This window comes from Pseudomonas sp. H1h, assembly GCF_000633255.1.
Taxonomy (GTDB): Bacteria; Pseudomonadota; Gammaproteobacteria; order Pseudomonadales; family Pseudomonadaceae; genus Aquipseudomonas.
Genome location: NZ_AYMJ01000026.1, coordinates 105,921 through 125,249, shown reverse-complemented (window position 1 = coordinate 125,249; position 19,329 = coordinate 105,921). Strand labels below are relative to the sequence as shown.

The 19,329-nt window shown below is 60.5% G+C and carries 22 protein-coding genes; 14 read left to right on the top strand and 8 right to left on the bottom strand.

Annotated features, from left to right (window positions below; genetic code table 11):
- The first annotated feature begins 113 nt into the window (after positions 1-113).
- Positions 114-1,031: a LysR family transcriptional regulator gene (locus U862_RS0121740; protein WP_025112345.1), complete on the top strand. Its 918-nt coding sequence runs from the start codon at positions 114-116 to the stop codon at positions 1,029-1,031.
- Here U862_RS0121740 and U862_RS0121735 read toward each other — a convergent pair.
- On the bottom strand, positions 1,004-1,330 hold the full coding sequence (locus U862_RS0121735) for a YqjD family protein (RefSeq protein ID WP_007953918.1): 327 nt from the start codon (positions 1,328-1,330) through the stop codon (positions 1,004-1,006). The two genes, U862_RS0121740 and U862_RS0121735, sit on opposite strands and share 28 nt — an antisense overlap.
- Positions 1,331-1,500: 170 nt before the next feature.
- Between U862_RS0121735 and U862_RS0121730 the strand changes: the two genes are divergently transcribed.
- Both U862_RS0121730 and U862_RS0121725 read left to right on the top strand, forming a co-directional pair.
- Complete coding sequence (locus U862_RS0121730; protein WP_007911688.1) at positions 1,501-1,716, top strand: dodecin; 216 nt, start codon at positions 1,501-1,503, stop codon at positions 1,714-1,716.
- 124 nt (positions 1,717-1,840) lie between these two features.
- Positions 1,841-2,065: a DUF1161 domain-containing protein gene (locus U862_RS0121725; protein ID WP_025112344.1), complete on the top strand. Its 225-nt coding sequence runs from the start codon at positions 1,841-1,843 to the stop codon at positions 2,063-2,065.
- 171 nt (positions 2,066-2,236) lie between these two features.
- On the opposite strand, the gene U862_RS0121720 is transcribed toward U862_RS0121725, so the two are convergent.
- Complete coding sequence (locus U862_RS0121720) at positions 2,237-3,238, bottom strand: LLM class flavin-dependent oxidoreductase (protein ID WP_025112343.1); 1,002 nt, start codon at positions 3,236-3,238, stop codon at positions 2,237-2,239.
- 240 nt (positions 3,239-3,478) lie between these two features.
- On the opposite strand from U862_RS0121720, the gene U862_RS0121715 reads away from it, so the two are divergent.
- Both U862_RS0121715 and U862_RS0121710 read left to right on the top strand, forming a co-directional pair.
- The gene (locus U862_RS0121715) at positions 3,479-3,910 is read left to right on the top strand and encodes an OsmC family protein (protein ID WP_025112342.1); all 432 of its coding nucleotides are present in this window, start codon (positions 3,479-3,481) and stop codon (positions 3,908-3,910) included.
- 227 nt (positions 3,911-4,137) lie between these two features.
- Complete coding sequence (locus tag U862_RS0121710) at positions 4,138-4,377, top strand: DUF1161 domain-containing protein (RefSeq protein ID WP_025112341.1); 240 nt, start codon at positions 4,138-4,140, stop codon at positions 4,375-4,377.
- A gap of 6 nt (positions 4,378-4,383) precedes the next feature.
- Here U862_RS0121710 and U862_RS0121705 read toward each other — a convergent pair whose 3' ends face one another.
- Positions 4,384-4,803 (bottom strand): hypothetical protein, encoded by a 420-nt coding sequence (locus U862_RS0121705; protein ID WP_025112340.1) that lies wholly within the window; start codon positions 4,801-4,803, stop codon positions 4,384-4,386.
- 40 nt (positions 4,804-4,843) lie between these two features.
- A complete protein-coding gene (locus tag U862_RS0121700; RefSeq protein ID WP_025112339.1) occupies positions 4,844-5,266 on the bottom strand; it encodes a hypothetical protein in 423 nt (140 codons plus the stop codon).
- Between the two features lie 58 nt (positions 5,267-5,324).
- On the opposite strand from U862_RS0121700, the gene U862_RS0121695 reads away from it, so the two are divergent.
- Entirely contained in the window at positions 5,325-6,407 is a 1,083-nt protein-coding gene (locus U862_RS0121695; RefSeq protein ID WP_049828033.1) for an aminopeptidase, read from the top strand.
- 93 nt (positions 6,408-6,500) lie between these two features.
- On the opposite strand, the gene U862_RS0121690 is transcribed toward U862_RS0121695, so the two are convergent.
- Together U862_RS0121690 and U862_RS0121685 are read right to left on the bottom strand one after the other, a co-directional pair.
- Positions 6,501-7,151, bottom strand: coding sequence for an HAD family hydrolase (locus tag U862_RS0121690; RefSeq protein ID WP_025112337.1), 651 nt, complete (start codon positions 7,149-7,151; stop codon positions 6,501-6,503).
- A gap of 28 nt (positions 7,152-7,179) precedes the next feature.
- Positions 7,180-7,725: a gamma carbonic anhydrase family protein gene (locus U862_RS0121685; protein ID WP_025112336.1), complete on the bottom strand. Its 546-nt coding sequence runs from the start codon at positions 7,723-7,725 to the stop codon at positions 7,180-7,182.
- 62 nt (positions 7,726-7,787) lie between these two features.
- Here U862_RS0121685 and prlC point away from each other — a divergent pair, with 62 nt between their 5' ends.
- Positions 7,788-9,866, top strand: coding sequence for an oligopeptidase A (prlC, locus tag U862_RS0121680; RefSeq protein ID WP_177327361.1), 2,079 nt, complete (start codon positions 7,788-7,790; stop codon positions 9,864-9,866).
- The gene (locus U862_RS0121675) at positions 9,863-10,147 is read left to right on the top strand and encodes a YheV family putative zinc ribbon protein (protein ID WP_025112334.1); all 285 of its coding nucleotides are present in this window, start codon (positions 9,863-9,865) and stop codon (positions 10,145-10,147) included. The genes prlC and U862_RS0121675 overlap by 4 nt, the downstream gene beginning before the upstream one ends.
- A 45-nt stretch (positions 10,148-10,192) precedes the next feature.
- On the opposite strand, the gene U862_RS0121670 is transcribed toward U862_RS0121675, so the two are convergent.
- The gene (locus tag U862_RS0121670; protein WP_025112333.1) at positions 10,193-10,837 is read right to left on the bottom strand and encodes a dual specificity protein phosphatase family protein; all 645 of its coding nucleotides are present in this window, start codon (positions 10,835-10,837) and stop codon (positions 10,193-10,195) included.
- A gap of 305 nt (positions 10,838-11,142) precedes the next feature.
- Between U862_RS0121670 and U862_RS0121665 the strand changes: the two genes are divergently transcribed.
- The 3 genes from U862_RS0121665 to U862_RS0121655 are packed head-to-tail and all read left to right on the top strand — an operon-like array spanning position 11,143 to position 14,990.
- A complete protein-coding gene (locus U862_RS0121665) occupies positions 11,143-11,889 on the top strand; it encodes a gluconate 2-dehydrogenase subunit 3 family protein (RefSeq protein WP_025112332.1) in 747 nt (248 codons plus the stop codon).
- A 2-nt stretch (positions 11,890-11,891) separates the two neighbouring features.
- Positions 11,892-13,676 (top strand): GMC family oxidoreductase, encoded by a 1,785-nt coding sequence (locus tag U862_RS0121660; RefSeq protein WP_025112331.1) that lies wholly within the window; start codon positions 11,892-11,894, stop codon positions 13,674-13,676.
- A 12-nt stretch (positions 13,677-13,688) separates the two neighbouring features.
- Positions 13,689-14,990: a cytochrome c gene (locus tag U862_RS0121655; RefSeq protein WP_025112330.1), complete on the top strand. Its 1,302-nt coding sequence runs from the start codon at positions 13,689-13,691 to the stop codon at positions 14,988-14,990.
- A 77-nt stretch (positions 14,991-15,067) separates the two neighbouring features.
- Here U862_RS0121655 and U862_RS0121650 read toward each other — a convergent pair whose 3' ends face one another.
- A complete protein-coding gene (locus U862_RS0121650) occupies positions 15,068-15,370 on the bottom strand; it encodes a hypothetical protein (protein WP_025112329.1) in 303 nt (100 codons plus the stop codon).
- Positions 15,371-15,594: 224 nt separating this feature from the next.
- On the opposite strand from U862_RS0121650, the gene U862_RS0121645 reads away from it, so the two are divergent.
- The 3 genes from U862_RS0121645 (at position 15,595) to U862_RS0121635 (ending at position 19,240) form a co-directional block, all read left to right on the top strand.
- A complete protein-coding gene (locus U862_RS0121645; RefSeq protein WP_025112328.1) occupies positions 15,595-16,653 on the top strand; it encodes a PA0069 family radical SAM protein in 1,059 nt (352 codons plus the stop codon).
- 238 nt (positions 16,654-16,891) lie between these two features.
- Positions 16,892-17,623 carry a carbonic anhydrase gene (locus U862_RS0121640; protein WP_025112327.1) on the top strand — a complete coding sequence of 244 codons (732 nt, stop codon included), beginning with the start codon at positions 16,892-16,894 and terminating at the stop codon, positions 17,621-17,623.
- Between the two features lie 90 nt (positions 17,624-17,713).
- The gene (locus tag U862_RS0121635; RefSeq protein WP_025112326.1) at positions 17,714-19,240 is read left to right on the top strand and encodes a SulP family inorganic anion transporter; all 1,527 of its coding nucleotides are present in this window, start codon (positions 17,714-17,716) and stop codon (positions 19,238-19,240) included.
- Positions 19,241-19,329 lie beyond the last annotated feature (89 nt).

Sequence of the window (19,329 nt, the reverse complement as noted above, 5' to 3'; positions counted from 1 at the left end):
AGTCGCTCCAGGTGAATTCGGGTCAAAAGACAATGACGACCACTCTACCCCTGACGATCCAAGCTGAAAACCGATAAGATCGCCACAACCTGTCAGGAAAACTCACAGATAACATGAGTCATGACCTTCCCCCGCTGAACGCCTTGCGTGCCTTTGAAGCCACCGCCCGACTGAACAGCGTCAGTCAGGCAGCCGAACAGCTGCACGTCACCCACGGCGCGGTCAGTCGTCAGCTCAAAGTGCTCGAAGAGCATCTGGGCGTGAGCCTGTTCGTCAAGGATGGGCGCGGCCTGAAACTCACAGATGCCGGGGCTCGCCTGCGAGACGCCAGCGGCGAGGCATTCGATCGGCTGCGCAGTGTGTGTGCCGAGCTGACGCAAAACACCGCCGATGCACCGTTCGTGCTCGGCTGCTCCGGCAGTCTGCTGGCGCGCTGGTTCATTCCACGCTTGGGCCGTTTGAATGCCGACCTGCCAGACTTGCGCCTGCACTTGTCCGCCGGTGAAGGCGATCTCGACCCACGGCGCCCCGGACTGGACGCCTTGTTGCTGTTCGCCGAACCGCCATGGCCGGCAGACATGCAGGTTTACGAGCTGGCGGCAGAACGCATCGGGCCAGTGATGAGCCCGCTGTTCAGCGGTTTCCAGCGCCTGCAAACCGCGCCGGCCTCAGCATTGTTCAGTGAACCGTTGCTGCACACCACGTCCCGCCCGCAAGCCTGGCCAAGCTGGGCACAGCAAAACCACCTCGACGCCAAGGCGTTGAAGCTCGGGCAAGGTTTTGAGCATTTGTATTATTTGCTGGAAGCCGCAGTCGCCGGACTTGGCGTGGCGATCGCGCCACAGCCGCTGGTAGTGGAGGATTTGAAGGCCGGTCGCCTGGTTGCGCCATGGGGCTTCTGCGAAACCCCTGCGCAACTGGCGTTGTGGCTACCCAAGCGCGCCGCAGACGGGCGCGCCCGGCAACTGGCGCAGTGGCTCAAGAACGAGCTGCGCCAGGCGGATCACTCGCCGCGCTTGAACAGCAAGTAAGCGGCCAGCAAACCCAGCGCACCCACCGCCACACCGGCGGTGGTCCAAGGGTGTTCCTGAGCGTAATCACGGGTGGCGATCCCGGTCTCGCGGGTTTTCACTTTGACTTCTTCATAGGCATCGCTGAGCAGGCTGCGCGAATGTTTCAGCGCACTTTCAGCGTTGCCCTTGAGCGCCTTGAGGGTCTTGCGCGACTCGTCCGAAGCGTCGTCCTTCAGGCTTTCCAACGACTTGAGCAGACTCTCGATCTCGGCTTCCATGCTTTGCAACGAGGCTTTACGTAAAGAGGTGTTGGCCATGGTGGCTCTCCTGCATTGGTGATGAGTGGCGTGTGTTGTTTGGGACTTCAGCGGTTTGAGAAAGTGCAGAAAATCTGAACTTCACTTGCGCCGGGCCACCGAAATCAACAGTGCAGATTCACTGCTAGTCTCAATTCCATACGTCAAATCCAAACGCCAAGGAGATCGCCATGAGTGACCATCACACCTACAAGAAAGTCGAGCTGGTCGGCTCGTCTGCCAGCAGCATCGAGGACGCCATCAACAACGCGCTGGCTGAAGCGAACAAGAGCATCAAGCATCTGGAATGGTTTGAAGTGGTCGACACCCGTGGCCACATCAAGGACGGCAAGGCTGCGCATTTCCAGGTAACGCTCAAAGTCGGCTTCCGGATTGCCAGCAGCTGAGTTTGGGCTACGCTTCTGAACTTGCGCGCTGGCCGAGTGCCATAGGAATGGCAAAGCGCTACAAGGTGAGCGCATCGGGATACCCGATGCCCGCCTCTTTTAATCCGACCAGGGAGTGCGACCGATGAAGAAGTTCATATTGGCAGTAGGTTTGTTGAGCCTTGCGGGTGGCGCGTTTGCTGCTGGCAAGCCTTGTGAAGAGTTGAAAAGCGAAATTGCCGCGAAGCTGGATGCCAAGGGCGTTTCCGGGTATTCGCTGGAGATTGCCGACAAGGGTGCAGCCGCTGGCGGCAAGGTCGTCGGCAAATGTGAAGGCGGCGCCAAGGAAATCGTCTACAAGCGCGGTTGATCGCGACTGAAATGCAAAAGCCGACGCGAAGGCGTCGGCTTTTTTGTGGACGATACATTCCCCCGGCAGGAGTGAGCCTGCTCGCGATGGCGGCGTATCAGCCAACATCACTCGCGCCTGAAAGTCCGCCTTCGCGAGCAAGCCCGCTCCCACAGGAGTTTATGCACGGTCTCAGCCCTTCATCACCTGCGCCAGCAGCTCATAGGAATGCAGGCGATCGGCATGCTCATACAGATCACAGGTGAAGATCAGCTCATCAGCCTGGGTCTGCTCAACCAGTACCTCCAGCTTCGCGCGGATCTTCTGCGGGCTGCCGACCATCGCCAGGCCGAGGAAGTCCCCCACCGCCTCACGCTCATGGGGCAGCCACAGGCCGTCCATGCTTTTCACCGGTGGACGCTGCACCAGACTCTGTCCACGCATCAGCGCGAGAATGCGCTGATACACCGAAGTCGCCAGGTAATCCGCTTGCTCATCGGTGTCCGCTGCAACCAGCGGCACACCGAGCATCACGTACGGCTTGTCGAGTACCGCTGACGGCTTGAAGTGGTTGCGATAGACGCGAATCGCCTCATGCATGAAGCGCGGGGCGAAGTGCGAGGCGAAGGCGTAAGGCAAACCGCGCTCACCGGCCAGTTGCGCACTGAACAGACTGGAGCCGAGCAACCAGATCGGCACATTGGTGCCGGTGCCGGGCATGGCGATCACCCGTTGATCCGGGGTACGCGGGCCGAGGAAGCGCACCAGTTCGGCGACGTCTTCCGGGAAATCATCGGCACTGCCGGAGCGTTCGCGACGCAGGGCGCGGGCGGTCATCTGGTCGGAACCCGGTGCACGGCCCAGCCCAAGGTCGATGCGCCCCGGATACAGGCTCTCAAGCGTGCCGAACTGCTCGGCGATCACCAGCGGCGCGTGGTTGGGCAACATCACCCCGCCGGAGCCGACACGAATCGTCGAGGTGCCACCGGCCAGATAGCCCAGCAGCACCGAGGTGGCAGAGCTGGCGATACCGTCCATGTTGTGGTGCTCGGCGACCCAGAAGCGGGTGTAGCCGAATTTCTCGACATGCTGCGCCAGGTCCAGCGAGTTGCGCAGCGATTGCGCCGGGCTGCCGTTCTCGCGCACCGGCACCAGGTCGAGGGTGGAAAACTTTACGTCGGACAGTTGCTTCATAAACCTGCGTCTCCGAGTGGTCTGCAGGTTTTTTCTTGCGAACGAAAACCTGCCGAATTCATAAGCGTGTTCTGTGCAATAAGGGCATATACCCGAGTTTCAATAGCTGAGCGAAAAATCCTACTAAAAAAGTCAACGATTCACCTGAGCTGAACTTTGACCCGGCGTCTATCCTCAGAAGCCTTGCAAGCAAAAACCACGACGGCGCGGCGTTCCGCGCCAGATCTTGAGGAGGCAGACATGGCTATCGTGAAGAAAGCATCCGCGCATTGGGCAGGCGATCTGAAAACCGGCATCGGCTCGATCTCTACCGAAACCGGCGTCCTCAGAGAAGCCCCTTACGGTTTCAACGCGCGCTTCGAAGGCGGCAAGGGCACCAACCCGGAAGAACTGATCGGCGCCGCCCATGCCGGCTGTTTTTCCATGGCGTTTTCGATGATTCTCGGCGATGCAGGCCTTAAGGCCGAGAGCATCGACACTCAGGCCGAAGTCACCCTGGACCAGGTGGACGGCGGCTTTGCCATCACTGCGGTGAAGCTGATTCTCAAGGCGAAAATCCCGGGTGCAACCCAGGCGCAGTTTGACGAGTTGAGCAAAAAGGCCAAGGAAGGTTGCCCGGTGTCCAAGGTGTTGAATGCGAAGATTACGCTCGAGGCTTCGCTGGTCAGCTAAGTCGGCGCTGACTGAACCATTCGCGAGCAGGCTCGCTCCCACAGGGTGTGTGTGTGTTGTGAACACGTCCAAGGTGGGAGCGAGCCTGCTCGCGAAAGCGATCCAAAAAAGCACCGCACAACCTGAAGATGTGAGCGAAGTCAGAACCCACTCTGCAAAAATATGGTCGAATACGTGACAGCAGCTTCAGCGCACGCCCGTGCGCGCTGCACCAGGGAGCTTCAACTATGAAACGTATTGGCTTGGCGATTCTTTGCAGTGCATTGGCCACAACGGTTCTTGCCGCACCGAAAGACTGTGAAGAATTGAAGAACGAGATCGAGGTCAAGATCCAGGCCAACGCCGTGCCCTCCTACACGCTGGAAATCGTCAGCAAGGAAGAGGCCGATAAACACGACGTGGCGATGGTCGTCGGCACATGCGACAACGGCACCAAAGCGATCATCTATCAGAAGAACAGCAACTGAGTCACCTCAGCTAAGGCAGTCCATGTCACGATCCTCGGCGACGATTTCGTGTTTGGCGTTGTACAGCCGCGCGCTCGGTGTGAACCCCAGCGAACGCCCTTCCAGCAGATAACGCTGGCCGGCTTCGAAATGGTCGTAGCGGATGTACAGGTAACACAGACGCTCGACCGGGCCGGTCATCAGACTGCCACCGCCGCCGAACACTTCGAAGTCGAAACGCACCCGCAACTCATGGCTGCCGGGCGTGACCTGGAAAAACCTGCCATCCGTCAGGCGTACGTTATCCAGGCGCTCGGCCATGAGCAGTTTGCCGCCGGGGGTCGGGGTCGAGAAATCGACCCAGGCCATTTGTGGATCAACCGGGGGCAGCGGGGTCTGGCAGCCGGCGATAGCGCCGACCGCGAGCAACAGCATCAACTTGCGCATGATGGATGTCCAAGGATTCAGACCTGAAGCATAGCGCCGATCAAGTGCGCTGACAGCCTGCCGGTGTGCCTTGGCCAACCACCTTGCGTTGCTCGTCGTAGAGCTTCGCCCATGGCCGGAAACCGATGCTGCCGGCCTGCAGCTGATAACGCTGACCGGCATTGAAATCGTTGAATTTCACATTCAACTGGCAGTCACGCCACAGCGGCTCGGCATCCGGGCCGATGTTGGTGGCTTCGACCGCAAACTGATAACGCACCTTCAGCTCATGGCTGCCGGGCTGCACCTCGAAATAACGTTTGTCGGCCGTGGTCCGGCTATCGACCTGCAGCGCTTGCAGCGCCGTGTCCTGCTGCCGGGCATCGAGATCGATCCAGGCTTGCGAGGGGTCAGGGTCGGGCATTCCGAATCCGGCACAGCCGGCCAGCGTCAGCAGGCCTCCTGTCAGCAACAACATGCGCATAGCGAAGCTCCAAATGGCGGGATAGTCTTGCGGGCAGACTTTCCAAAGGATTTTTATTTTGATCAGGCCGCTTCCAAGCCATGGGTTACTTGATCGCGTTTTTCGGATTTTGTTTCCGGGTGCGATATTTTTGTTGCTCAACGGTTGCTCCAGCGTCAGCTATTACAGCCAGTTGGCCAGCGGTCAGCTGCAGCTGCTGCGGGCGCGCGAGCCGGTGGCCAAGGTGATCGCCGACCCCGGCCGCGATGCAACATTACGCACGCACCTGATCCAGTCGCAGAAGGCCCGCGCCTTCGCCAGCGAACAACTGCATCTGCCGGACAACCAGAGCTATCGCCTGTACGCCGACATCGGCCGGCCGTACGTGGTGTGGAACGTGTTCGCCACGCCGGAGTTTTCCCTGACCCCGCAGAACCATTGCTTCCCGATTGCCGGCTGCGTGGCCTATCGCGGCTACTACAGCCAGAGCGCTGCCCGGGGCGAAGCGGCAATCCAGCGTCTGCAAGGCATGGATGTGTCGATTGGCGGCGTCGAGGCCTATTCGACCCTCGGCTGGTTCAATGACCCGATCATCAACACGATGATGGGCTGGGGCGACGAGCGCCTGGCCACGCTGATCTTTCATGAACTGGCGCATCAGCGCTTCTATGTAAAGGACGACACCGAGTTCAACGAGTCCTTCGCCACGTTTGTCGAACAGGAAGGCACCCGACAGTGGCGGGCGTTTCGTGGTCTGCCGCCGGACGCTGACTCGCGGCTCAAGCAGCGCGACCAATTCATCGAGCTGGTGCTGGAAACGCGCTCACGGCTGGAAAAGCTTTACGCCCAGCCACTGCCGACCGAACAGATGCGCGAGCGCAAAGCGGCGGCGTTCGAGCAGTTTCGTCGCGAATATCGATTGATGCGCGACAGCCAATGGGCCGGGGACAAGCGTTATGACGCCTGGGTGAATATGCCGCTGAACAATGCACGGTTGTTGCCGTTTGGGCTGTATGACCAGTGGGTGCCGGCGTTTGCGGCGTTGTTCCGGCAGGTTGGAGGGGATTGGGTGCGGTTTTATGCGCAGGTCGAGAAGCTGGGTGAACTGCCGACGGCCGAGCGTAAGGCGGCTTTGAAAATATTGGCAGATACAAACAGTTGAGTTGATTGGGAGGACGTCATCGCGATCAGGCTCACTCCTGCAGGGGGAAGCGTTCCAAATGTAGGAGTGAGCCTGCTCGCGATAGCCATCTGATCAGCGCTGCAAAAACGCCTGATGCAACTCGGCCAGTGTTTCAAAGTGATAAGCCGGCGCTTCGGCATTCAATTCTTCAAAACTGCCAAACCCATAACCCACCGCCGCCGCATCCAGCCCGTTGCTGCGCGCACCAATCAGGTCATGCTTGCGATCACCGATCATCAGTGTGTTGGCCGGGTCCAGGCCTTCTTCGGCGATCAGGTGCGCAATCAGCTCGACCTTGTTGGTCCGTGTACCGTCAAGCTCACTGCCGTAAATCACCTTGAAGTGTTTGGCAAAGTCGAAGTGCCGGGCAATTTCGCGGGCAAACTCCCATGGCTTCGAGGTGGCGATATACAGCTGCCGCCCCTGACCGCCAAGCGTCTCGAGCAATGGCGTGACGCCATCGAACACGCGGTTCTCGTACAGGCCGGTGACCTTGAAGCGCTCGCGATAGAAGTTCACCGCGTCCCAGGCCTTGGCCTCGTCGAAGCCATAGAACTGCATGAACGCCTGCAGCAGCGGCGGGCCGATGAAATGCTCGAGTTTCGTCAGGTCCGGCTCATCGATGCCGAGCTTGCCGAGGGCGAACTGGATGGAGCGGGTGATGCCCTCACGCGGGTCGGTCAGGGTGCCATCGAGGTCGAACAGTACGGTCTGGTAATGCATGGGAATTCCTGGGCAGTCGCAAATCAATTCAGAGTGTGTCGTAGCCTTCGGCCAGATGCAGGTCCTTGAGCTTCACGTAGTTCGCCGCGCTGTAGGTGAAAAAGGCGCGCTCTTTGTCGGTCAGCGCGCGGATCTGTTTCACCGGGCTGCCCACGTACAGGAAGCCGCTTTCCAGGCGTTTGCCCGGCGGCACCAGGCTGCCGGCGCCGATGATCACGTCATCCTCGACCACCGCGCCGTCCATGACGATGCTGCCCATGCCGATCAGCACGCGGCTGCCGACAGTGCAGCCATGCAGCATGACTTTGTGGGCGATGGTCACGTCATCGCCGATCAGCAACGGGAAGCCGTCCGGGTTGAACGGACCGGCGTGGGTGATGTGCAACACGCAGCCATCCTGCACGCTGGTGCGCGCGCCGATGCGGATGCGGTGCATGTCGCCGCGGATCACGGTCAGCGGCCAGACGGAGCTGTCATCGCCGATTTCGACGTCGCCGATCACCACCGCCGAGGCGTCGACAAACGCGCCTTTGCTCAAGCGAGGGGTGTGATTCTGGTACTTGCGAAGGGGCACGATAATTTCTCTCTCTGTCGCCGATAGCTGCGGTGAGTGTCGATTGTAATTAAGATGGGCGCATGTTTCTTCCAGCCAAGGTGCCAACCGTGAGCGTGAACAACCCTCTTCTGCAGTCCTACGACCTGCCGCCGTTCTCCACGATCCGTGCCGAACACGTCCTGCCAGCCATTGAAACGATCCTGGCCGACAACCGCGCCGCCATCGCCGAAATCCTCAAGACCCAGGTTCAGAACCCGACCTGGGCCGGCCTGGTGTTGGCCATGGACGAGCTCAATGATCGCCTCGGCGCCGCCTGGAGCCCGGTCAGCCACCTCAACGCCGTGTGCAACAGTGCCGAGCTGCGCGAAGCCTACGAGTCGTGCCTGCCGGCCCTGAGCGCCTACTCCACCGAAATGGGCCAGAACCGCGAACTGTTCCAGGCCTATGAAGCCCTGGCCAATAGCCCGCAAGCCGCCGGCTTCGACGTGGCGCAAAAGACTATTCTGGAACACGCCCTGCGTGACTTCCGTCTGTCGGGTATCGACCTGCCGGAAGCCGAACAAAAGCGCTACGCCGAAGTGCAGAGCAAACTGTCCGAACTGGGCAGCCGCTTCTCCAATCAATTGCTCGACGCCACCCAAGCCTGGACCAAGCACGTCAGCGACGAAGCCGCCCTCGCCGGCCTGACCGATTCGGCCAAGGCACAAATGGCCGCCGCCGCACAGGCCAAAGGCCTCGACGGCTGGCTGATCACCCTGGAATTCCCGAGCTACTACGCGGTGATGACCTACGCCCAGGACCGCGCGCTGCGCGAAGAAGTCTACGCGGCCTACTGCACCCGCGCCTCGGACCAGGGCCCGAACGCCGGCCAGAACGACAACGGCCCGGTGATGGAAGAGATCCTCGACCTGCGCCAGGAGCTGGCAAAACTGCTGGGCTTCGCCAGCTTCTCCGAACTGAGCCTGGCGACCAAAATGGCCGAGTCCAGCGATCAGGTACTGAGTTTCCTGCGCGACCTCGCCAAGCGCAGCAAGCCGTTCGCCGCGCAGGACCTGCAACAGCTGCGTGCCTACGCCGCCGAGCAGGGTTGCGCTGATCTGCAAAGCTGGGACAGCGGTTTCTACGGGGAAAAACTCCGCGAGCAGCGTTACAGCGTCGCTCAGGAAACCCTGCGCGCCTACTTCCCGATCGATAAAGTCCTCGGCGGTCTGTTCGCCATCGTCCAGCGTCTTTACGGCATCGAAATCGCCGAACTGAAAGGCTTCGATACCTGGCACCCGGACGTGCGCCTGTTCGAGATCAAGGAAAACGGCCAGCACGTCGGCCGCTTCTTCTTCGACCTCTACGCCCGCGCCAACAAGCGTGGCGGTGCCTGGATGGACGGCGCCCGCGATCGTCGTCGCACCGTCGACGGCGTGCTGCAAAGCCCGGTGGCCAACCTGGTGTGCAACTTCACCCCGGCCGACAGCGGCAAGCCTGCGCTGCTGACCCACGATGAAGTGACCACCCTGTTCCACGAATTCGGTCATGGCCTGCATCACCTGCTGACCCGCGTTGATCACGCGGGTGTGTCGGGGATCAATGGCGTGGCCTGGGATGCGGTCGAGTTGCCAAGCCAGTTCATGGAAAACTGGTGCTGGGAGCCGGAAGGCCTCGCGCTGATTTCCGCTCACTACGAAACCGGCGAGCCACTGCCGCAGGACCTGCTGGAAAAAATGCTCGCGGCGAAGAACTTCCAGTCCGGGCTGATGATGGTCCGCCAGCTGGAATTCTCGTTGTTCGACTTCGAGCTGCACGCCACCCACGGCGACGGTCGCAGCGTTGCCCAGGTGCTGGAAGGCGTGCGGGACGAGGTGTCGGTGATGCGTCCACCGGCGTACAACCGCTTCCCCAACAGCTTTGCGCACATCTTTGCCGGCGGTTACGCAGCGGGTTACTACAGCTACAAGTGGGCGGAAGTGCTGTCGGCCGATGCCTTCTCGAAGTTCGAAGAAGACGGCGTGCTCAACGCCGAGACCGGTCGCGCCTTCCGCGAAGCGATTCTGGCGCGTGGCGGTTCGCAGGCGCCGATGGTGCTGTTCGTCGACTTCCGTGGCCGCGAGCCATCGATTGACGCACTCTTGCGCCACAGCGGCCTGAGTGAGGACGCGGCAGCATGAGTGAGGGGCCTGTGATTACCAAGAAACGCTTTATCGCCGGGGCCGTCTGCCCGGCGTGCAGCGAGCCGGACAAACTGATGATGTGGAACGAGGACAGCGTGCCGCACCGCGAATGTGTGGCCTGCGGTTACTCGGATACGCTCAACGAGCAGGGGTTATCGGTTCCCAGGGAACTGGGCACGCGGGTCAATACCAGCGCGCTCAAGCCGGCGCCGGACAAGACCGTCCAGGCCGTACAGTTCTTCCCGAATCCGAAACTGAAGAAAAAGTCCGAAGACTGAGCCGGCGAATAACCCTCCACGGTGCAATGCCGTGGAGGGTATGGCTTATTTGAGGTTGACCGACTGGAACCAGCTCTTCATCGAGCAGGTGGCAAAGGCACTGGTGCTGCAATCGCCATTGGCCAGGGCGGTGCGCAGTTTGTCGACGTCAGCCTGCATCACATAGCGCACACCATCCTTGAAATGGCCGCTCTCACCGAAACCACCCTGAGTCATTTCATTCAGCGCGTCTTCCTTGCTCCAACCCTGCACCACAATCCGGTACATCGCCGCCATCAGGCCAGTGCGGTCGGAACCATGCTTGCAATGCATCAACACCGGACCATTGGCTTCGGCGCTCTGAATTGCGCGCAAGGTCTTGAGCACATCGGCGTCATCGACGTGGTTGGTGCGATAAGGCAGTTGCACTTGATTGATGCCCGGCTCGGACAGCCAGCTGCTGTCAGCTTCCGGCAGGAAGTTGATCACCGTCGCCACTTTGAGATTTTTCAGCAATGGCACCGCGCCGCTGTTCGGCAGGGCACTGCGGTAGAGCGTTGGCGACATCTGGAACAGGTTGTACTGCACTTCCACCGGTTGCGCCCACTCAGGGGGACGCGATGGCACGGCGGCGTCAGCCTGGGCCGGCATCAAGTGCAGCAGGGCAACAAGCGACAAACACAAAGCAGGAAACAGGCGCACTCGGGACATGCTGGTCGACCGTATCGGGATTCATCAATGAAAGGTCTCGCAGCTTCCACGTCTGCCAGTCAAAGCCCTGTGAGCCACTTGTCAAAGAATCGTGAATCCGCACGATTTCATTGAGCGCGGGGTAAAAAAACTGCGGCTTTTTCAGCTGAATCGGTTCACCCCGATGTGTAGCCTGCTACCATTTGTCACACGATGTTGCAGGCGTCCCCCTTTTCCCGGTCAAACGGGCCTCGCGCCGCGACGAAAAAATGCTCAAGCCGTTCGCAGAAACGGACAACCATCAATGCCTGATGAGGTGCACCCCCATGTCTGATGCAGATCGAGACAACCCGCGGCGTGAGTTCTTGCGCAAATCCCTGACCCTGATTCCCGTGGTCACCCTGGCCGGCACCGGTCTGGGCAGCAGCGTCTTGCAAGCGGCGCCTGAAGCCACCCCGGCGGCGCCAGCCGCAACCCCGGCGAAGTCCGATGCCGGCGCCTACCAGCCGAGCTATTTCACCGCCGAGGAATGGGCCTTCATCAACGCCGCCGTGGCGCAGTTGATCCCCAACGACGCCCAAGGCCCGGGCGCCCTCGAAGCCGGCGTGCCGGAATACATCGACCGTCAGATGAACACCCCATATGCCGCCGGTGCCCTTTGGTACATGCAGGGTCCGTTCAACGCCGACGCTGCGCCGGAAATGGGCTGGCAGAGCAAACTGGTGCCCAAAGAGATCTATCGCCTGGGCATCGCCGCCACGGATCAGTGGGCAAAATCGCTCAACGGTAAAGTATTTGCTGAGCAAGACAGCGCTACCCGAGACGATTTGCTCAAGCAACTCGAAGCCGGAAAACCGCAATTCGATGCTGTTCCGGCAAAGATTTTCTTCAGTCTGCTGCTGCAAAACACCAAGGAAGGGTTCTTCTGCGACCCGATCCACGGCGGCAATAAAGGCATGGTCGGCTGGACCATGATCGGCTTCCCCGGCGCTCGCGCCGATTTCATGGATTGGGTGGAGCGCAACGAGCAATACCCCTTCCCGGCAGTGTCGATTCGCGGCGAGAGGGCTTGAGCATGGCAACGGTAATGAAGAAGGTCGACGCCGTGATCGTCGGTTTTGGCTGGACCGGAGCGATCATGGCCAAAGAGCTGACCGAAGCCGGGCTCAACGTGCTGGCGCTGGAGCGCGGGCCGATGCAGGACACCTACCCCGACGGCAACTATCCGCAGGTGATCGACGAACTCACCTACAGCGTGCGCAAAAAACTCTTCCAGGACATCTCGAAAGAAACCGTCACCATCCGCCACAGCGTCAACGACATCGCCCTGCCGAACCGCCAGTTGGGTGCGTTCCTGCCGGGCAATGGCGTCGGCGGTGCGGGACTGCACTGGTCGGGCGTGCACTTTCGTGTCGATCCGATCGAGCTGCGCATGCGCAGCCATTACGAAGAACGCTACGGCAAAAGCTTTATCCCCAAGGACATGACCATCCAGGACTTCGGCGTCAGCTATGAAGAACTGGAGCCGTTCTTCGATTTCGCCGAGAAAGTCTTCGGCACCTCCGGCCAGGCCTGGACCGTGAAAGGCCAACTGGTTGGTCAGGGCAAGGGCGGCAACCCGTACGCGCCGGATCGCTCGAATCCGTTCCCGCTGGAGGCACAGAAGAACACCGTTTCCGCACAACTGTTTGGCAAAGCGGCGACAGAGGTCGGTTACAAACCCTACAACCTGCCCTCCGCGAATACTTCAGGTCCGTACACCAACCCCTACGGCGCACAGATGGGCCCGTGCAACTTCTGCGGATTCTGCAGCGGCTACGTGTGCTACATGTATTCCAAGGCTTCGCCGAACGTGAACATCCTGCCGGCGCTCAAACCGCTGCCGAATTTCGAACTGCGCGCCAACGCCCATGTGCTGCGGATCAACCTCGACAGCACGAAAAGCAAAGCCACCGGCGTCACCTACATTGATGCTCAGGGCCGCGAGATCGAGCAACCGGCGGATCTGGTGATCCTCGGCGCCTTCCAGCTGCACAATGTGCGCCTGATGCTGCTGTCGGGCATCGGCAAACCCTACGACCCAATGACTGGCGAGGGCGTGGTCGGGCGCAACTTCGCCTACCAGAACATGGCGACCATCAAGGCGTTCTTCGACAAGGACACCCACACCAACAACTTCATCGGTGCCGGCGGCAACGGCGTGGCGCTGGACGATTTCAACGCCGACAACTTCGACCACGGCCCGCACGGCTTCGTCGGTGGCTCGCCGATGTGGGTCAACCAGGCTGGCAGCCGGCCGATTGCCGGCACTTCGAACCCACCGGGCACCCCGGCCTGGGGCAGTGCGTGGAAACGCGCGACCGCCGATTACTACACCCACCAGGTGTCGATGGACGCCCACGGCGCGCATCAGTCCTACCGTGGCAACTACCTCGATCTCGATCCGGTGTACCGCGACGCCTACGGCTTGCCGCTGCTGCGGATGACCTTCGACTGGCAGGAAAACGACATCAAGATGAACCGCTTCATGGTCGAGAAAATGGGCAAGGTCGCCCAAGCCATGGGCCCGAAAGCCATCGCGGTGATCGGCAAGCAGGTCGGTGATCACTTCAACACCGCGGCCTATCAGACCACCCACCTCAACGGTGGCGCGATCATGGGCACCGACCCGAAGAAGAGCGCGCTGAACCGCTACCTGCAGAGCTGGGATGTGCATAACGTCTTCGTTCCGGGCGCGTCGGCGTTCCCGCAAGGGCTGGGTTACAACCCGACCGGGTTGGTGGCCGCGTTGACCTATTGGTCGGCCAAGGCGATCCGCGAGCAGTATTTGAAAAACCCCGGCCCGCTGGTTCAGGCATAAGGAGCGATGACCATGAAGACTATTGTTATCGCCACCCTGGCCTTGCTCGGCAGCGCTGCCGTACACGCCGCCGACGTCGATCAAGCATTGATCAAACAAGGCCAATACCTCGCCCGCGCCGGCGACTGCGTGGCCTGCCACACCGCCAAGGGCGGCAAGCCGTTCGCCGGCGGCCTGCCGATGGAAACCCCGATCGGCACGATCTACTCGACCAACATCACCCCGGACAAAACCGGCGTCGGTGATTACAGCTTCGAGGACTTCGACAAGGCAGTGCGCCATGGTGTCGCCAAAAACGGCAGTACGCTGTACCCGGCGATGCCGTATCCGTCCTACGCCCGTGTCAGCGCAAGCGACATGCAGGCGCTGTACGCCTACTTCATGCACGGCGTCGAACCCGTCGCACAGGAAAACAAGGCCAGCGACATTCCATGGCCACTGAGCATGCGCTGGCCGCTGATGGGCTGGCGCTGGATGTTCGCGCCCAAGGTCGAGGACTACAAGGCAACCTCGGACGATCCGGTGATCGATCGCGGCGCCTATCTGGTCGAAGGCCTCGGCCATTGCGGCGCCTGCCATACGCCGCGTGCCCTGACCATGCAGGAAAAATCCCTGAGCGCGGCTGACGGGAAAACCTTCCTCGCCGGCAGTGCGCCGCTCGAAGGCTGGATCGCCAAGAGCCTGCGCGGTGATCACAAGGACGGTCTCGGCGGCTGGAGCGAAGCGCAACTGGTGCAGTTCCTCAAGACCGGACGCAGCGACCGCAGCGCGGTATTCGGGGGCATGAGCGATGTGGTCACCCACAGCATGCAATACATGACCGACGCCGACCTGACCGCGATTGCTCGCTACCTCAAATCGCTGCCGGCAACCGATCCAGACGATCAGCCGCACCAGTACGACGAGAAAGCGGCCAAAGCCCTGTGGAATGGCGACGACAGTCAACGCGGTGCAGCGGTGTACATCGACAACTGCGCGGCCTGTCACCGCACCGACGGCCACGGCTACACCCGAGTGTTCCCGGCGCTGGCGGGCAACCCGGTGCTGCAATCGGAAGACCCGACCTCGCTGATTCACATCGTGCTCAAGGGCGGCACCCTGCCCGCCACACACACAGCGCCATCGACCTTCACCATGCCGGGCTTCGCCTGGCGCCTGTCGGATCAGGAAGTGGCGGACGTGGTGAGCTTCATCCGTGGCAGTTGGGGTAACAAAGGGGCGCCGGTCAAAGCAGATGAGGTCAGTCATTTGCGCACCAGCGACATGACGACCACCTCGGCAGATGATCTGGGTCAGATCACCCACAGCAATTAAATAAAAAAGCCCTGTGCGCATTAATTGGCACAGGGCTTTTTATTTAACGCCACAACCAGTGCAGCCATGTATTCATATTACGGATTCATGATATTTACATAAGCCTTGGCCAGTGCCAGCAACTTGGCCTTGTCATCTGCATCAATATCACCGTCGCCATCGATATCCTTTTCATTGCGCATATCGAAGGTTTTACCACCATCGTAAGAAGCGGCAATGATGATCTGCGAATCCAGCAGGGACTCGGTCGGTACGGCATTCTCTGCATCCCAGCCAGATTGTTTCAGGGCAAACTGCATGGACACCAGCACTTCATCTGGATCAACCGGAGTTGGGCCAAGTTTCTGCAGAAAGATGCCACGATGATTGAAGTTCGACACATTTAATTCCTTTTAAATATTGAATAGCAGAAGTGCAACAGGGCGAATACTAACGACATCGCGAGTTTTACTGCTACTTGAAAGATGTGTCCCCGGGTTGCAATAAAAAACTGCAATCAATAACCGGAATGACGTGTATCCGACACCCCGATTCGCCGAACGGCACTGGCTGTTTACTCGCGCCAGCGATACTGTATGCACATACAGCCATCAGGACACCTGCGATGCACACGCCCTTGCCACCACGCGGTCGCGGCACCGCCACCAACCCGCACAACCGCTTCGCGCCAAACCGTTCGGTGGCCGAGGATGACGGCTGGTATCAGGAAGTGCCCGAGACGCAGAACACCGAGGTGATGATCGAAACCGCGAAAACCATCATCACCCGCAACACCTCGCCGGACCTGCCCTTCGATCGCTCGATCAATCCCTATCGCGGCTGCGAGCACGGTTGCATCTATTGCTATGCACGGCCCAGCCACGCCTATTGGGACATGTCGCCGAGACTGGATTTCGAAACCAGGCTGATCGCCAAGACCAACGCCGCGCAGGTGCTGGAAGAACAGCTTGGGAAAAAAGGCTACCAGTGCGCGCCGATCAACCTCGGCTCCAACACCGACCCGTATCAGCCGATCGAACGCGAACATAAAATCACCCGTCAAATCCTGGAAGTGCTGCTGCGCTATCGGCACCCGGTGACCATCGTCACCAAAGGCTCACTGATTTTGCGCGACCTCGACCTGCTCACTGAACTGGCGCAGCAACGGCTGGTGGCGGTGATGATCAGCCTGACAACGCTGGATGACGAGCTCAAACGCATCCTCGAACCCCGCGCAGCAGCGCCCAAGGCCCGGTTACGGGCGATCCGGGTGATGCGCGAAGCGGGGATTACGGTGGGGGTGCTGTGTTCGCCGATGATCCCGATGATCAACGACAGCGAGATCGAAAGCCTGCTGACCGAGGCGCATGCCGCCGGTGCGCAAAGCGCCGCCTACATGATGCTGCGCCTGCCGCTGGAGGTGGCGCCGCTGTTCGAGGAATGGCTGCAGGCACACTACCCGCAGCGCGCGGCCCATGTGTTGAGCCTGGTGCGCCAGAGCCGTGGCGGCGAGCTCTACGACAGCCGTTTCGGCGCCCGCATGCGCGGTGAAGGACCGTTCGCCGACCTGCTGGCGCAACGTTTCGCCAAAGCCATTAAACGCCTCGGCTTGAACCACCGTGAGGGCTATGAACTCGATTGCACTGCCTTCTGTCCGCCGGGTCGCCAGATGTCGTTGATTTAGCGACAATTAGCCTATGGTTGAGGGGTTGGAATCCTTCCGTCGAAATGTCCCAGTCACGTTTTTTGTGACCTGGAACACACGTTCTAGAGCGCTTGATTCAGTTTGAGTTAAGTTTCGGCGGCTACCTTGTTCATCGAGTGACTGATGGGTCTGGATGACCCGGATGTTTTAAACAGCCACTGGCTTCACACCGGAATACACGGGAATGACTCCCCGAATCCGCCAAAGAGGATGAATCATGAGTGACAAGGATAAACAGCCGTTGGCTGCGTCGGCGCAAGCCGTCCCTGGGGCGGAATCCGCCGATGCAGCGCTGCGACAGATCGTTGACGGCTTTTTGCATTTCCATCATGAGGTCTTCCCGCAGCAGGAAGAACTCTTCAAGAAACTCGCCACAGCCCAGGCACCAAAGGCGATGTTCATCACCTGTGCCGACTCGCGCATCGTGCCGGAACTGATCACCCAGAGTTCGCCGGGCGATCTGTTCGTGACCCGTAACGTCGGCAACGTCGTTCCGCCCTACGGGCAGATGAACGGTGGCGTTTCCACCGCCATCGAATACGCGGTACTGGCGCTTGGCGTGCAGCACATTATCATTTGCGGCCACTCCGATTGCGGCGCCATGCGCGCGGTACTCAATCCGGACAGCCTGGAAAAGATGCCGACGGTCAAAGCCTGGCTACGCCATGCCGAAGTCGCGAAAACCATGGTGCATGACAACTGTCACTGCGCCGACGAAAAAGAAAGCATGCCGATCCTCACCGAGGAAAACGTCATCGCCCAACTGCAGCACTTGCGTACCCATCCTTCGGTAGCCTCGCGCATGGCGAACGGTCATCTGTTCATCCATGGCTGGGTCTACAACATCGAAACCAGCGAAATCAAAGCTTACGACGCGGATCAGGGACGCTTCCTGCCGCTCGACGGCAGCCATCCAATTCCGGTGGCGACGCCCAAAGCGCGCTTCTAAATCCTCCTAAAAATCCGTGTGGTCTGACGCCGGTCGCTGTTTCAGCGACCTGGCTTCGCCACGCCTGAAGAAAACTTCGGGAGAGTCATCATGCGTGCGGCTCAATTGAAAACGGTGTTGCCACGGGAGCTGCTCGCTTCGGTGGTGGTGTTTCTGGTCGCCCTGCCACTGTGCATGGGCATTGCGATTGCTTCAGGGTTGCCACCGGCCAAAGGCCTGATCACCGGGATCATCGGCGGTCTGGTGGTGGGCTGGCTGGCGGGTTCGCCGTTGCAGGTCAGCGGGCCCGCAGCGGGGTTGGCGGTGCTGGTGTTCGAACTGGTGCGCCAGCACGGCATCGAGATGCTCGGGCCGATCCTGCTGCTGGCGGGTTTTCTGCAACTGGTGGCCGGCCGTCTGAAGCTCGGTTGCTGGTTTCGGGTCACGGCGCCAGCGGTGGTCTACGGGATGCTCGCCGGGATCGGCGTGCTGATCGTGCTCTCGCAAGTGCATGTGATGCTGGATGCGGCGCCGAAACCCTCCGGTCTGGACAACCTGACGGCGTTCCCCGGCGCGGTGGCGCAGGCCTTGCCGTCTTTTGGCTGGCAGGCCGGGCTGCTCGGGCTGTCGACCATCGCTGTGATGTGGCTATGGGAAAAGTTTCGCCCGCATTCACTGCGCTTCATTCCCGGCGCACTGCTCGGTGTCGGGTTGGCGACAGGCGCCAGTCTGTTGTTGGCGCTGCAAGTGAAGCGGGTTGAAGTGCCGGCAAATCTGGCCGAAGCCATCGACTGGCTGAAACCGGCGGACCTGCTGAGCCTGGCCGACCCGACACTGCTGATCGCCGCGTTCGCCGTGGCGTTCATCGCCAGCGCCGAAACCCTGCTCTCCGCCGCTGCGGTGGATCGCATGCACAGCGGCCCGCGTTCGGACTTCGACCGCGAACTGTCGGCGCAAGGCGTCGGCAACATGCTCTGCGGGCTGGTCGGCGCGCTGCCGATGACCGGGGTGATTGTGCGCAGCTCGGCCAACGTCCAGGCCGGCGCCACCACGCGTTACTCGACGATTTTCCATGGCTTGTGGCTGCTGGGCTTCGTGTTGTTGCTGTCGAGTGTGCTGCAAAGCATTCCGGTGGCGAGTCTGGCCGGGGTGCTGGTCTACACCGGTTTCAAACTGGTGGATCTGAAAGCCTTTCGCGGGCTGGGGCGGTATGGCCGGATGCCGATGTTCACCTACGCCGCCACGGCGCTGGCGATCATCTTCACCGACCTGCTGACCGGTGTGCTGATCGGTTTCGGCCTGACCCTGGTGAAACTGGCGTTCAAGGCCTCGCGGCTGAAGATCAGCCTGATCGATCTGCCGCAGGAGGGGGAAATGGAGTTGCGTCTGGTGGGTGCGGCGACTTTCCTCAAGGTGCCGGCGCTGACTCAGGTGCTGGGCAGCATTCCGCCGGGCACGACGGTGCATGTGCCGCTCAACAACCTGAGCTACATCGACCATTCGTGTCTGGAGTTGCTGGAAGAGTGGGGACGGGCCAATGCGGCCAAGGGTTCGAAGCTGTTGATCGAGTCGCGCGGGTTGAAGCGCAGACTTGAGGGGCGCATCCGCACGAATGTCGGGATAGGTGCGGCGGGGTGAATCATCCACGCTCTAAATAAACCCTGTGGGAGCTGGCTTGCCAGCGATGGCGATGTGTCAGTCAACGACAATGCAGGCTGGTCCACCGC